Below are 15,199 nucleotides of genomic sequence, written 5' to 3'. Positions count from 1 at the left end.
TCCGATCCCTGCCGCGTCCGACGCGCGCCGCTGGCGACCTCCTCAAGGGGGTCCGGGCGCACGGCCGAGACGCGAGTAACGAGTATGAAGGCGTAACGACGATGTCGAAGTCCAAAGCCTATGATCCGCTTTCCGACGAAGATGTGAGCGAGCTCGAAGCTGCGCTCGCGGCCGACATGGACGGGGACGCGGACCAGCCGAAGGCCGAGGGCGAGGCTTACGGCGAACAGGCCCAGAAGCCGGACGAGACCGATATCGACTTCTCCCTCGACGAGTTCGAGCGCCAGCTCGGCGAGACGGCCGAGCAGCTGCGCGCCGAGGACGACGTTCCGTTCGGGCCGACGGCGGCGAGCGCGGGTCTTGCCGGGGCAGGTCTTGCGGGAGCGGCAGCTGCCGTGCCGGCGGCCCGCGGCGAACCGGTCGTTACGGGTCTCGCGGCCAATCAGGACGCCGGTTCGAGCGCCTACCGGCCCTCGGGCACGAATGCCGAGAACGAGAGAAGCTTTGCCCAGCAGCGCGCGGCCAATGACGAGGAACGGCGCACCGCGACCATGGCGGACGCCCTCCTTTCGCGCCGGGCCTCGAACACCCCGCTGTGGATCGCCGCCGGCGTTTCCGTCGTCTGGCTCGCCCTCGCCGCCCTCCTCTCCTATCAGGTCTTCGGCGACCGGCTGACCCTGTCCGATCCCGGCCAGGGAACCCTCCTCGCGCTCGTCACGGCCGGGGCGTTCCTGCCCGTTCTCCTCTTCTTCGCCTTCGCCGTGCTGGTGCGCCGTTCGGGCGATCTCAGGCTGATGAGCCGATCGCTGGCCGAAGTCGCCTTCAAGCTCGTCGAGCCCGAGACGGTGGCGAGCGACCGGGTGGCGAGCGTCGGACAGGCCGTTCGCCGCGAGGTCTCCTCCCTCGGCGAGAGCGTCGAGCGCGCGCTGTCGCGGACGATGGAGCTCGAGAACGTCGTCCATGGCGAGGTGTCCGCCCTCGAGCGGGCCTATGCGGATAACGAGGCGAAGATTCGTACCCTCGTACGCGATCTCGGCTCCGAGCGCGAGCAGATGCTGTCCCATGCCGAGCGCATGCGCTCCTCGGTAGTCGGCTCGCACGAGCAGCTTCTCACCGATGTGGACCAGGCTTCCGAGCAGATCCTGTCGCGCATCGAGGAGGCGTCCGCCCGCTTCACCGCGCTCTTCGACGACCGGTCGCGGGCGCTCGCGGAGGACTTCTCCCAGCGCTCGGACACCATGGCGAGCCTCTTCGACGAGCGCTCCACCGAGATCAGCGGCCGCCTGTCGGCCAATAGCGAAGACCTGATCGAGCGGATCACCCGCAGCGGCGAGCAGGCGACCGAGACCCTGCGCCTCACCGGAGAGAACGTCGCGGGCGAACTCGATACGCGCCTCGTGACGATGAGCGAGCGCTCCGACCGGCTGATGGAACGGCTTTCCACCATCGGCGAGGACATCGAGTTCCGGGTCAAGTCCTCGGAGGAGCGCATCGGTGCCCTCCTCGAAAGCCGCGCCCAGTCGCTGACCGCGAGCACCGACGAGCTGGCCACCCGTCTCACCGCCATCGGCCAGGAGATGGAGCAGCGCCTGATCGCCTCGGGCGAGGCGATCAACGGCCTTCTCGCCGATCGAAGCGCGCGCCTCGGCGGCGAGAACCATCAGTTCCTCGAAGATCTCACCTCCGCCCTCGACGAGCGCTCGGTGACGATGTCCTCCCAGACCCGCAACTTCCTGTTGGGTCTCGAAGCCGCCTTCGAGGAGCGGTTGCGGGAACTGGCCGAAAAGAGCGGCGGCTTCCTCGGCGACCTCGACCGGGTCATCGAGCATCGCAGCGACGAACTCGATGCCCGCGGCCGCGGCGTGATCTCCAATCTGGACGGACGCCTCGGCGCCCGCACGGACGAATTCGAGGCGCGCTCGAACGCGCTCGTCGATCGCCTGGAGGCCCAGGCCCGGGAATTCGATCGCCAGCTGATGGCGACGAACGAGTCCGCGAGCGGCCTGTTCGAGGCTCGCGGCTCCGCGCTTACCGAGGATACCTCGCGCTTCATCGCCGACATGGCGTCGATCTTCGACCAGCGCCTGCAGGGTCTCGCCGGGGAGGCCCAGGCCTTCCTCACCCAGCTCGACGGCGCCTTCAACGAGCGCCTGCGCGAGATCGGCGAGCGCGACACGGTCTATATCGAACGCCTCGGCGAGAGCATCGACAGCCGCCGCCAGGCGCTCGACGACAATTCCACGCGCTTCCTGACGACCCTCGAGACCAGCCTTTCGGAGCGGACCGAACGGGCCGCGATGCTTCTGTCCGACACCAGCGAGCGGACCATCAACGATCTCGACAACCGCCTCGAGGCGATCGACCGTTCGCTCACCGAGCGCGGCGGCAATCTCGTCGATGCGCTCGACGAGCGGGCGCGGATCATCGAGGAGGCCACCCAGCGCATCTCCTATTCCCTCACCGAGCGCTCGCGCGAATTCGCCCGCGCCCTCTCCGAGCGGGCGCAGGAGATCGTCGAGGCTTTCGAGGCCGGTCACCGCGCGATCGCGACGCGCACCGATATCGTCGTCAACGACAGCGGCCGCATCTTCGAGGAACGCTCGAATGCCCTGCGCGCGCTCCTCGACGAGCGCCTGTCCGGCCTCAATTCCGTGTTGGACGCCGGCTCCGGCCAGATCGTCGCGGCGTTCGATACCGGCAATCAGGGCTTTGCCGAGCGCAGCGACATGGTTCTGGCCGAAACCCGCGCGATGTTCGACGACCGCCTGTCGGACTTCACCCGCCTCGTTTCCGACCGCGTCGGCGATATCGGCGAGAGCTTCGACGCGCGCCAGTCGGCCTTCGACGAGAAGGCGCGGGACCTGCGCGCGCTGATCGACGAGCGTCTGGATCGCCTCAATTCGGCGCTCGGCGAGCGATACGGCCAGTTCGGCGCGGTTCTTCAGGACCGTCAGGCCTCGTTCGAGCACCAGGCGAACGATCTGCGCGACGTTCTCGACGGACAATTGCAGACACTGAGCGGCCTTCTGGCCGCCAATACCGGTCAGATCGCCTCCTCCTTCGAGGACCGCCAGCGCGAATTCGAGGATCGGGCGCGCTCGCTCGTGGGCGATATCGAGGACCGGCTGTCGCATCTCACCCGGCAGGTGGACGCCGATCGCAACGCGATCATCCGCAGTTTCGACGAGCGCCAGGCCGTGTTCGACGAGCGCGCCGAACGCGCCCGCGCCCTCTTCGACGACCAGATGGCCGATCTGCGCGGTCTCCTCGACGAGCGCATGACGACGATCGGCGGCATTCTCGCCGCCGGCGCGGGCCTCGTCTCGGGATCGATGGAGGAGCGCCAGCGCGAGTTCTCCGAGACCGCGCGCAGCGTCTCCCTGGAGATCGAGACCCGGCTCGGCGAAATGGCGCGCGTTCTCGACGAGCGCGGCGGCGAGATCAATTCGGGCTTCGAGGAGCGGCGCGCGCAGTTCGAGCGGCAGGCCGACGGCCTTCGCACCACGATCGACGACCGGCTCGAAAGCCTCGGCGCGATGCTCGACGAGAGCACGCAGCGCGTCTCGAACGCCTTCGAGGGGCGGCAGTCGGCGTTCGAGGACCGGGCGAGGACGATCTCGACCGATCTCGACACCCGGCTCACCGACCTCGCGGCGCTTCTGGATGCCAGCGGCGGCCAGATCGCCGGCGCGCTCGACGACCGTGCCAGCGCCTTCGCGCAGACCGCGGACGGCATGCGCCGGACGATCGACGAGCGGCTCGCGAGCCTCACATCCATGCTCGACGAGCGTCGCAACCGCATCGCCGACACGATCGACGAGCGCCGCTACGCCTTCGACGACGCGGCGAGCGAGATCCGCAATCTCGTCGACAGCCGCCTCGAAAGCCTGAACCGGACGCTGACGGAGCGTACCGGCGCGATCTCCACGACCTTCGAGGACCGGCAACGCGACTTCGATCGCCGGGCCGAGGAAGTGCGCACCTATCTCGACGACCGCCTCGGGGAACTCGGCTCGCTGATCGAGGCCCGTTCGGGCCAGATGGCAGGGCTCTTCGACGATCGCCGCCATGCCTTCGACGCCAAGGCCGAGGAAGTGCGCGCGCTCATCGACGAACGCCTCGCCACCCTGTCCGATACGCTGGATCGGGGGCGCGAGGACATGCGCGAGACCTTCGACCAGAACCTTCGTTCCATGGACGGCCTCACCAGCTCGCGCATCGATGCCATCCACGACCGCACCCAGTCGATCGGCAATGCGCTGATCGCGGCCGTCGGCAATCTGGAATCCATCCTCTCCAACCGTCAGACCAAGCTGGAACAGGCGTTCGGCGAGCGCAATGCCGACCTCGAATCCAGCCTCGCCCTGAACTCGCAGACCTTCCTCGCCAATCTCGACGGGAAGGCGGGCGAGATGCGAAACGTCATCGAGGACAGCGTCCAGCGCATCGAAGCCCTGATCGGCATGGCCGACGGCATCGTCGCAAGGGGGCTCGAGGACAAGCAGGAAGATCTCGTCCGGGTCTTCGAGGATCGCGGACGCGCCCTTCAGGACCTCGTCGCGGAGAGCCGCGACACGCTGACGGGCGGGCTCGACGACCGGATCGCACAGATCGCGACGCTCCTTTCCGACAGGTCCGAACGCCTGAGCCAGTCGCTGCAGAGCGAGGGCGGCCGACTCCTCTCCTCCATCGAGGACCGCTCGAACACCCTTCGCTCGACCATCGACCGGGGCGGCGCCGATCTTCTGGCCGGCCTCGATCGACGTTCGGAGGCCCTTCGCGGCGATCTGGAAGACCGCGCGTCGATCCTCGCCTCGATCACCGAGGAGATCCGCGAGCGCATGCTGGCGGGGCTCGACGAGAGGATCGGCACGCTCGACGGACGATTCGACGATCTGGCGGGCTCGGTCGCCGCGGACGTCGCCTCGCGGGTGGACGCCCTCGCATCGGCGATCGAGGACGCACGCGGGGCGATCCGCGACAGCATCGACCGCCAGAGCGAACGCTTCCGCAACGATCTCGACGAGCGCTCCTCGGCCTTCTCGTCCTCGCTGAACTACAATGCGACGACCCAGATGGAGGCGATCGAGCAGGCTCTGTCCATGGTCATCTCGGGTCTCGACGAGCGCACCGAGCGCATCCGTGAGCTGGCGCTCTCCACCGAAGGCAAGCTCGTCGAGGATCTCGACAAGCGCGCGAGCAGTCTTGCCGAACAGGTCGCCGGCCGCGTCCAGCTGGCCGAAAGCGGCCTCCAGGGCCGCGCGGAGACCCTGCGCACGATCATCGGCGAGGCCCAGCGGCTGCTGGTCGACGGGCTCGACGAGCGGCTCGGCGCCATGGCCGCCCTCGTCGCCGCCTCCGAAACCACGATGCTGGCCGGGCTCGACGAGCGACGCGAAGCGATCGCCAGCGAATTGTCGGGCGGCGGTTCGGCCATCGCCCGCACGCTCCGCGAGCGCGTCGACGAGATCAACCGCTCCCTGAGCGAGGCCGACCGCAATCTCTCCTCCATCCTCGATCAGCGGCGCGAAAGTCTCGCCTCGACCATTGAGGAAGCCTCGCGCGTCGCCGCCGCGACCCTCGGCGATCGCAGCGACGAAGTGCGCCGCGCCATCGACGAGAGCGTCGCCAATGTCTCGACCGCCCTCGACGAGCGGCGCGGCGAGTTCCTCCATTCCCTCAAGGAGGGCTCGACCAGCCTCGTCGAAGCCGTCGACAGCCGCAGCGCCGCGATATCCTCGGCGCTGGAGCGCGGTCTCGCCAATGTGGAGAGCACGCTCAACAGCCGTGCGGGCGCGATCGCCGAGACCATCCGGGACACGATCGCCGAAGCCATGCGCTCGATGACCGGCGAGGTATCGCGGGCCCGCGAGAGCCTGCAGGGCGAGACCGACCGGATGGCCGACAATCTCTCGGGCATCGAGAGCCTGTTCACGGCTTCGGGCGAGGCCGCCCGCCGCCAGATCGAGGACGAGGCGAACCGCCTGTCGGAGCGCCTGTCCGCGCTGGCGGGGGAACTCGGCTCGCGCATCGGCCAGGCGGAGACCTCGCTCGACCGCGAGAGCCAGCGGATCGCCGAGAACATCACCGGGGCGACCACGGCGCTGCGCACTCTTTCGGAAGAGTCGCGCAACCGCTTCGCCACCGAGGCGACACAGCTTTCGCGCACGATCTCCAGTCTTGCGGGCGACATGCAGCGGGAGGTCTCGACGGTGCAGGACGGGCTCGCGGCCCAGCGCATGGCGCTGGCCGACGCCCTGTCCAACGTCACCGTCGGCGTCTCGGCGGAGTTCGAACGCAATTCCAAGCGCTTCGAGGAGATGATCCGCGAGACGGAAGCGCGCTTCCTCTCCTCCACCGGCGAGGGCCGCGAGGCCATGCGCGAACAGGCCGAGGCCATCGCGGCGCAGATCGCGGCCTCCGCCAATCTTCTCAGCGAGCAGGCATCGACGTCGGAGGTGGCCCTGCGCGAGAACACCGATCAGCTCGCACAGCGCATCGCCGGCGCCTCCCTGAGGCTGCGCGACGAGACCAATCATGCGGCCCGCAGCCTCGAGGACCGGGCCACCCGCTTCACCGAGGAACTGACGATCGTCTCGGCGCAGCTGGAGGAACTCCTGCAGAACAGCAGCCTCGACGAGGGACTGCGCCAGGTCGCGCAGACCGTGCGCTCCGAGATCGAGAACGCCTCCTCCTCGCTGAGGACCGAGGCGACGACGATCGCGGGCGAACTGCGCGGGGACATCGTCGGCCTCTCCCAGTCCTTCGTGCAGGATGCGCGGGAGGCGCGCGAGGAGCTTCTGTCGCGCAGCGCCGATCTTTCGGAACAGTTCTCCACCATCTCCGAGACGATCCGCCGGCAGACCGAGCAGGCCCGCCGCCAGCTTCTGGATGCGGCCGGAGCCATGGGCGACGAGATCGCCGCCAAGATGGAGGACTCCGAACAGCGGATCGCGGCGCGCAGCCGCGCCATGTCCGAAGAGCTCGAAGAGCGCACACGGACCATATCGGCGGTTCTCGCGACGAGTTCGGCCGAGATCCGGCGCATCATCGAGACCGAACTGAAGGAGCGTCTGGGCGAAGGCGAGCGGGGCATCGGCGAGCGCGCCCGCCGTCTCAGCGAGGAGCTTCAGGGACGCACGATCGAGCTCACCAATGCGATCGGCACCCAGCGCGAACAGCTGGTCCGCCTTCTGGAAGACGATGCCCAGCCGCTGATGGGCCAGCTCGCGAGCCGCGCCGACGATACGGTCGCCGCGATCAACGAGGCCGCGAACAACGTGATGCGCGCCTTCGACGAACGGGCCCGCAGCGCGACGGCCGATGTCTCGGACCTGCGCGAGAAGCTTTCCGGCGAGCTCGGATCGCTCATCAGCCGCCTCGGCCAGACCTCGGGCGACCTGCGCGGCCTCGTGGAGCAGAGCGCCGCAGATCTCAGCGCGATCGATGCCACGCTCCAGCAGTCCGGCGAGAAGTTCGCCGCCATGGCCGAGCAGGCCTCGCAGCAGATCGCCGAGACCGCGCGTACGCTCGAGAGCAATGTCGAACGTCTGGACCGCATCTCGATGGGCACCTTCTCGAAGGTCTCCTCCATGGTCGACGCCTTCGCCGAACACGGCGCCGCGCTCGGCCAGACGGTCCGGCAGATCGAGACCAGCGAGAGCCGGCTGCGCGAGACGATGGACGGCGGGCGCGGCAATCTCGACGAACTCGCCAGTTCGCTGGTGGCCAGGTCCGAGGAGATCGGCCGCAGCGTCGGGTCCTTCGAGACGCTCATGAACGACCTGTTCGACCGGACCGAGGAGCGTTCACGTTCGATCTCGGAGCGTCTGTCCTCCGACGTCGGGGGGACCCTCGACGATGCCGGACGCCGCCTCCAACACACCGAGGAGCGCTCGCGGGCCGCAGCCCGGGCGATTCGCGAAGCCGTGCAGAGCGCCGTCGCGGAAGCCACCGAACGCTTCGAGGGCGCGACCGACGAAATCCGGCGCACGGCCTCCGTGATCCAGGACGAAATGCATTCGGCCCGTTCGGAGATCAAGAAGGGCGTCTTCGACCTGCCGGAGGAGACACGGGAATCCACGGCCGCCATGCGCCGGGCCGTGACCGACCAGCTGCGGGCGCTGCGCGATCTCTCCGAGATCGTCCAGCGCACCGGCGGCGCGCTCGACATCGCACCGACGGCCGCCGCCGCGAAGGGCGCCGCCGCCTACACGGCCCCGGAGACGCGCCGGAGCGAGCCGGTCCGGCCGAGCGAGCCGCGGATGTCTCAGCCGGCGCGCGAGCCGGAGGCGCCCCGCCAATCCGTCCCGCAGCGCCCCGCGGCACCTGCGGCACCCGATCCGCAGCGTCCCGCCGCAGCCGCGCCGCGCATTGAAGAGGAACTCAACGACAGCGATTTCGAGGACCGGCTCGCCGCATCCTTCCTGATGGACGGCAATCTCGCCCGCGACATGCGCGGCTCCGACCCCGTGCGCATGGAGCGTCCGGCGCCGTCCTCGCCGGCTTCGGCGCCGACCGCCGGGCGGACTTCGGCTTCCGCCTACTCCCCATCGCCGTCCGTTCCGAGCTCGACATCGACGTCGTCCAACTCGACGTCCTCGCCGACCGGCCCCCTCCAGGGCCCGCCGACCATGTCCTCTGCCCGCGCGTCTTCACCAGTCCAGCCCGCCGCCCCGCAGGCGCGCGAACAGAACCGGGCCGAACCGGCGCCGGCACCGCGAGCCGATGCCGGGCAGCCTGCGGAGCCGCAAAGCCGCGGCTGGGTTTCGGACCTGTTGCGCCGCGCCTCCCAGGACGAGGACGCAACGGTTTCGGCTCCGGCCACCCCTGCTCCATCGGCGAGCGAGGACAATCCGGGCGACCAGCTGAAGAACCTCACCGAGGAGATCTCGAAGGCGATCGAGACGCGGACGGCGCGTGATCTCTGGAACCGCTACAATCGCGGCGAGACCCAGGTCTTCAACCGCCGGCTCTACACGATCCGCGGCCAGCAGACCTTCGATACCGTGCGCCGGCGCTTCCAGCGCGACGAGGCGTTCCGCAAGAGCGTTCTCGAATATATCGCCGATTTCGAGAAGCTTCTGGCGGAAGCGCGCCGGAACGACCCGAACGTGGATCTGACCGAGACCTATCTCACGACGAATACGGGCAAGGTTTATACCATGCTCGCCCATTCGGCCGGCAAGCTCGACCAATAAGGTCCCGATCCGGCGGCCCCGTCTTCGCCCGTCGCCGCCGGATCACCGATAACGCGATGTAAGACGCATCGAAGCGCCGAGACTCTCGGGGGGTGTGCGGACAGTTCGGAAATATCCGGATGACGGCCGTCCCACGGTCCGGACGCGATGAGAGGCACTGCGCCCGAACCGAGCCGAGTCGAGAGCCTGCCCACTCCCGTCACCGGCGGATCCGGACCTTCCCCTCGCCAGGCGAACAGGAATGGCCGTCTCAGGCCGCGCGAACCGCAGGGCCTTCGCTGAGATAGGTCGCCTCGGCCGGCGCGAGGACCTTGAGGCCACCCTGATCGATCTCGATCACGGTCTCGCGTTCGAGGCGAACCAGCTCCCCGTCCTGCACCGCCCGGTCCTCGTGATGACGGCCGTTGTAGAGGATCTTCACCCGCTTCACCTGGCTCGATTCGAGGTCGACATTCTCGCGCCAGGCGCCGCGCATGATGTCGAGGACGAGTTTGGAGACCCGCAGGAAGCTCTTCGCCTTGCAGACATAGACCCCGAGAACGCCGCCCTTCGGATTATCCGCGAACGGCACGTGATTGGTGCCGTAGAAATTGTTGGAAAAGGCGACCGCTGCGGTCTTGATGGTCCGCGTCTTGCCGTCGAGTTCAATCTCGAGCTTGATCTGGGGAAGGGTGCGGATGGCGATCCAGCCCGCCCGCCAGCTCGCGATCACCTTGCCGAACCGGCTTCGATAGGAGAACTTGTCGCGCATGCGCACCATGCGCGCATGCAGGCCGACGGCATATTGGTGGACGAAGACCTCGCCGTTCACACGGCCCACATCCACCGGGGTCACCCGCCCGGATGCGAGCGCTGCGGCCGCGCGTTCGAGGTCCAACGGAACCTGGATGGTGCGGGCGAAAAGGTTCATCGTCCCGGCCGGCAGGATCGCGAGCGCGACATCGGTGCCGGCGCATCGCGCCGCGGCCGCCGAAACGGTGCCGTCTCCCCCGCCCACCATCAGCACGTCGATATCGGTGCGCTGGAGGGCCTCGTCGATCGAGCGGACGATGTCCTCGCCGGCGCTTCGCCGGACATCCACGCTGTGGCCCTGGACGGTGAACTCGTCTTCGATGATCCGCGACAGCCAGTCGAGGTCGGTCGTCTTCAGCGTCCCCCCATCCTGGTTGAGAAGAACCAGAACCTTCATCGCTTCGCCTTTCCTGTCCGCCAAGACCGCATCGATAGCCATCGGATCGGTCGCCGCTGCCTCAAACGCGTGGGCACCGGATTGGTGCCGGTCCACGCCGAAGGCATTTCGTCATGCATGAAATATCTAAGGCGGAAAGGCGCGAAGACGACGTGCCCGTCGAACGGGCTCGCGGAGCGGAGGGGTACGGATCGGTCAGGCGCGGCGGCGAGGAAGACGGCCTTGAAGCCTCGACCAGCGTTACGCTTCACATCGAGACCCTGCCCGCGACTGGCGGGGGCGAAAGCCTGCTCCATCTAGACCGCCATTCGACCGAACCGCGAGGCCCGTCATGCTCGAGATCATCGTCATTCTTCTCATCATCGCGGCGATCGCGAGCCTTCTCGGCCTTCGCGGCGTCGCGGGCGCGGCGGGCGGTCTGGCCAAGTTCCTCATCTTCCTGGTCCTCGTGGGCGTCCTCGTCCTCCTCTTTTTCGGCGTCATCGTCTTCGCCTGACGACGCCGATCCGGCAGAGGCGTGAAGCCTCGCCGTTCCGTCGGCGCACGGCCGGATCGCCCCTCGCACGCCTTCAGACGCATGCACGCAATGCGCGAGCGTGGTGCCGCCGCACCGCGCCGCGCATCGCGTTGCCGGATCGCGTCTTCCGGGCCCTAGCTGGCCGTTTCCCATTGAACCGATTGAAGGAAATGATCGGCGCATCGGCCGGAACCTTCGCCAGCCGCGGTCATTTACCAGCCATCACCGCCGCACCCGGAAGCTTGGGAAGGCCTCTCGCGGCGCTGTCGTAACAAAGACAGACAAGGACATGACAATGCTACGCAGACTTCTCGTTTCGACTGCCCTTGCCGGAGTTCTCGCGACCGGAGCCTATGCTCAGGATGCGAACCAGAACGCGACGCAGGCCCCCGAGGCCGCGCAGACCGAGCAGGGCATGGACGGCCAGGCAGCAACCTCTGCGGACGCCTCCGCACAGCAGGGCATGCAGGGCTCGGGCAACTTCCTGCAGAACCTCTCCTCCGATCAGTATCTGGCGTCCAATCTGAACGGCAAGTCGATCTATGCGAGCGATGCGCAGGATGCCGAAGCCGTCGCGACCATCGACAACTTCCTTCTCGACGCCGACGGTCAGATCGTCGCCGCGATCGTAACGACCGAGGGCGAAGAGTCGAAGCAGGTGGCCGTGCCCTTCGATCAGATCCAGTGGACCATGATGGACGGCGAGCCGCGCGCGACGATGGCCTCCGGCGGCCAGGATCTCGCAGCGATGCCGGCCTTCCAGATGCCGGACGAGCAGAACGCGCAGGCCAGCGGTTCGGCAACCGGCGAACAGGCAGCGGGCGGCACCGCCGGCGGCGACATGGCGACGGGTGGCGCGACCACCGGCGGCGATATGGCAGCGAGTGGCTCGGCAACGGGTGGCGACATGGCGGCCAGCGGTTCGGCGGCCTCGACGGATAGTGCGGCGACCGCACAGTCCGACATGGCGGCCAGCGGCTCGTCCGACGCACCGACCATGGTGGGTGAGAACCAGTATCTCTCCCAGAACATCATCGGCTCGAACGTCGTGACCGGCACCGGTCAGGATGCCGAGACGCTCGGCAGCGTCAACAACCTCGTCGTCTCGTCCTCGGGTGAGATCGTCGCGGGTGTCGTCGGTGTCGGTGGCTTCCTCGGAATCGGTGAGAAGGACGTCGCGGTTCCGTTCGACGACCTGACCTTCAACCGCGAGGAAGACGGCACGCCGCAGATCGTCTACGCGTCGAACCGCGAGCAGCTGGAAGCAGCTCCCTCCTTCGATGACGAGCGTCCGCAGGACGGCCAGCAGAGCTCCGACATGAGCGGTTCGGCCGCGACCGGAACGGCCGCAGCCACGGGCGCAGCCGCCGGTGCCGCAGCAGGCTCGGCCGTCGACCAGACGAGCCAGGCCGCCGATCAGGCTGCCACGGAAGTCGGTCAGGCTGCCGATCAGGCCGGCAACAGCATGAAGCAGGCCGGCGATCAGGCGGCGCAGTCCGCTGAGAACGCCGCGCAGTCGACCGAGAACGCCGCAGAGAACGCGACTGGTAACACCGATGCGGCCGGCACCACGGCAGCAGCAGGTGCAGCCGGCTCGCAGGAAGGCATGGAGCCGGTCTCCGATACCTCGACGCTTACCGCTGACGATCTGATCGGTTCGTCGGTTGTCGGCCCGAACAACGAGACCGTCGCAGATGTCAGCGACATCGTCCTGTCGCCGGACGGCCAGGTCGACGCGATCATCGTCGACGTCGGCGGCTTCCTCGGCATCGGCGCCAAGCCGGTCGAAATGAAGCTCGACGAGTTGAACATCATGCGCGACTCGGGCGGCGACCTCACGGTTCAGTCCAACATGACGCAGGAACAGCTCGAATCGGCCCCGGAATACCAGGCGCCCGAGGAAGGCAACCAGCAGCAGAGCAACTGATCGGTTTCCATCGATCGAACATGACGATAGGCCCGCCTCGCGCGGGCCTATTTTCGTTCATGCCATACGATCTCCGGATCAGCCCGCATGGCGAACCTGGCCATAGGGCGAATGCAGATGATCGGTAGCGCCGTTTGCGAAGCGGTGCGGCGACAGGCGGCCCGATCGAGATCGCTCGAAACGCTCGCGCGAAACCTTTTTCCGGGCCAGAACGAATAATCGACAAGGGGCTTTCGCGCCTGGCCGTGTCGGACACGAATGCCGCGCCCCATTCGAACCGGGAGATGATCTTGACCCTACGCTTCGCTTCGAACCTTTCCGCCTTCACCGTCGCCGCGACCTTGGCGGCGACAGCCATCGCCTCCACCACCACCGGAACCGCGACGGCCCAGGAAACCCAGACCGCCATCTTCGCGGGAGGTTGCTTCTGGTGCGTCGAGAGCGATTTCGACCACGTGAACGGCGTTCTCGACACGACGTCAGGCTATATCGGCGGCGAGAGCCAGAACCCGACCTATCAGAACCATTCGGGACATCTCGAAGCGGTCCGGGTCACCTTCGACCCGTCCAGGGTCAGCTACGACAAGCTGCTGGACGTCTACTGGCACTCGATCGACCCGACCGACGGCGGCGGCCAGTTCTGCGACCGTGGCCACTCCTATACGACCGCGATCTTCGCGACGAATTCCGACCAGTTGAAGAAGGCCGAGGCGACCAAGGCGCAAGTCGCCAAGGACCTCGGGACCGTTGCGACGGAGGTGCGCAAGGCGTCCACCTTCTGGACGGCGGAAGGCTATCACCAGGATTATTACAAGAAGAACCCCGTCAAATATAAGTTCTACCGTGCCGGCTGCGGACGCAATGCCACGGTGGAGCGTGTGTGGGGCGACAAGGCCTATCAGGGCATCAAGGACGCCGTCGGCTGATCGTCGAATGGTCGCGGCGCGCCGGAAGGGTTGAACTCCCCCACGCCGGTGCGTTGGCCCGGATGGCGCATTCGGGTCTTAGCCGTCCTAACCGGGGAAGAACGATCCCCGGCCTCCTTCGACGAGGCAGCGGCCGGTTTCCCATCCGTCTCTCCTGCCCCGGTCGATCCGAGCGGAAGCGGCGGATGCGGCAGGCGTCTTACCGCGCCGGGGCCGCGATCCGGCCGGCGACGATCTTCCTCGAAAGGTTCAGCATGGCGATCGCCGCCACCGCGCTGTAGATGCCCATGGCCGCGAGCTGCGCCTCGTAGGGAACTTCCATATCGATCAGGAAACCGGTGAGACCGGGCCCGATCGCCGTGAACAGCACCGCCGCGGACAGAACCATCGAACGGATCGCACCGAGATGGGCGGCGCCGTAGAGTTCGGGCCAGAGCGAGCCGACCAGCGTCGACGACAGGCCCGTGCTGATGCCGAGGAGACCCATGAAGACGAAGATCGTCCACGTCCCATCGCCCACCGCCGCGACGAAACAGGCGGCGGCCAGGGGAACGAGGAAACTCGGCAGCAGGCGAACCGAGGTGTACCGGTCGACCGCCGAGCCCGCGAGAAGCGTGGTCACCACCGTCATTGCGCTCATCGCCGCAAAGCCCAGGGCGAAGATGTCGAGCGACCAGCCCTTCAGCTCCGTCAGATAGACCTGATGGAAATAGATCGTCGTCCCGATGAAGGGCGGCGCCAGAACGCCGACCAGCGCCACGTAGAAATTCGGATCGCGGAGCACCTCTCTGCGCGACCAGTCGCGCACCGGGACCTTGTCCGGACTCGGCGGCTCGGATGCGACGGGATCGCGTTCGCGCCTGACGAGCCCTGCGATGAGCGGAAGCGCGAGCACCAGCATCACGGCTGCGCCGGCCATCCACGCTCCCCGCCACCCGAAAGCCCCGCTCAGGGCCACGAAGGCGAAGGGGAAGAGCGCGGTGCCGAAATGCAGGCCGAGCGTCGTTACCGCGATCGCCCGCCCCCGGCTCGCGACGAACCACTTGCCGATCGCCGTATGCGAGATCTCGGTCATCATGCCCTGACCGAAGAGGCGCAGGAGATAGAGCGCGATCACCAGCGTCACGATCGATCCGGCCAGGGGCAGAGCGAGGGTCGCGACCGTCAGCATCGCCATCGAGCCGATCGACACGGCCATGATCGAATACCGGTCGAGAAGACCGCCCAGAAAGGGAAGGGTCGCCGCGCTCGCGAGGGTCGCCACCATGTAGATGAGGCCGAACTCGCCATGGCTGAGCGCGAAGGCCTCGCGGATCTGCGCGTTCGACAGGGAGATGAAGAAGGTCTGCCCGAAGGACGAGAAGAAGCACAGGAGGAAACCTCCCGCGATCCAGCGCATGTTGCGCGACAGGAAGGTCAGAAAATCGGGCATGGTTTTCG

General features: G+C 67.5%; 6 protein-coding genes. 4 read left to right on the top strand and 2 right to left on the bottom strand.

What is annotated here, in order from left to right:
* Positions 1-101 precede the first annotated feature (101 nt).
* On the top strand, positions 102-9,200 hold the full coding sequence (locus DYI37_RS04175) for an apolipoprotein A-IV repeat region-like domain-containing protein (protein WP_116681963.1): 9,099 nt from the start codon (positions 102-104) through the stop codon (positions 9,198-9,200).
* 250 nt (positions 9,201-9,450) lie between these two features.
* Here DYI37_RS04175 and DYI37_RS04170 read toward each other — a convergent pair whose 3' ends face one another.
* Positions 9,451-10,389 carry a diacylglycerol/lipid kinase family protein gene (locus tag DYI37_RS04170; protein ID WP_116682384.1) on the bottom strand — a complete coding sequence of 313 codons (939 nt, stop codon included), beginning with the start codon at positions 10,387-10,389 and terminating at the stop codon, positions 9,451-9,453.
* A 331-nt stretch (positions 10,390-10,720) separates the two neighbouring features.
* On the opposite strand from DYI37_RS04170, the gene DYI37_RS04165 reads away from it, so the two are divergent.
* The 3 genes from DYI37_RS04165 (at position 10,721) to msrA (ending at position 13,759) form a co-directional block, all read left to right on the top strand.
* Positions 10,721-10,885, top strand: coding sequence for a DUF1328 family protein (locus DYI37_RS04165; protein WP_116681962.1), 165 nt, complete (start codon positions 10,721-10,723; stop codon positions 10,883-10,885).
* Positions 10,886-11,201: 316 nt separating this feature from the next.
* A complete protein-coding gene (locus DYI37_RS04160) occupies positions 11,202-12,833 on the top strand; it encodes a PRC-barrel domain-containing protein (protein ID WP_158555080.1) in 1,632 nt (543 codons plus the stop codon).
* Positions 12,834-13,174: 341 nt separating this feature from the next.
* The gene (gene msrA, locus DYI37_RS04155; protein WP_245413799.1) at positions 13,175-13,759 is read left to right on the top strand and encodes a peptide-methionine (S)-S-oxide reductase MsrA; all 585 of its coding nucleotides are present in this window, start codon (positions 13,175-13,177) and stop codon (positions 13,757-13,759) included.
* Positions 13,760-13,958: 199 nt separating this feature from the next.
* Here the strand turns inward: msrA and DYI37_RS04150 are convergent, their stop codons facing one another.
* Positions 13,959-15,191 (bottom strand): MFS transporter, encoded by a 1,233-nt coding sequence (locus tag DYI37_RS04150; protein ID WP_116681960.1) that lies wholly within the window; start codon positions 15,189-15,191, stop codon positions 13,959-13,961.
* Between the last annotated feature and the right edge of the window lie 8 nt (positions 15,192-15,199).

The organism is Fulvimarina endophytica (genome assembly GCF_003403015.1).
GTDB classification, from domain to species: Bacteria; Pseudomonadota; Alphaproteobacteria; order Rhizobiales; family Rhizobiaceae; genus Fulvimarina; species Fulvimarina endophytica.
The sequence above is the reverse complement of the archived record's forward strand: the minus strand, read 5'-3'. Positions and strand labels throughout refer to the sequence as shown.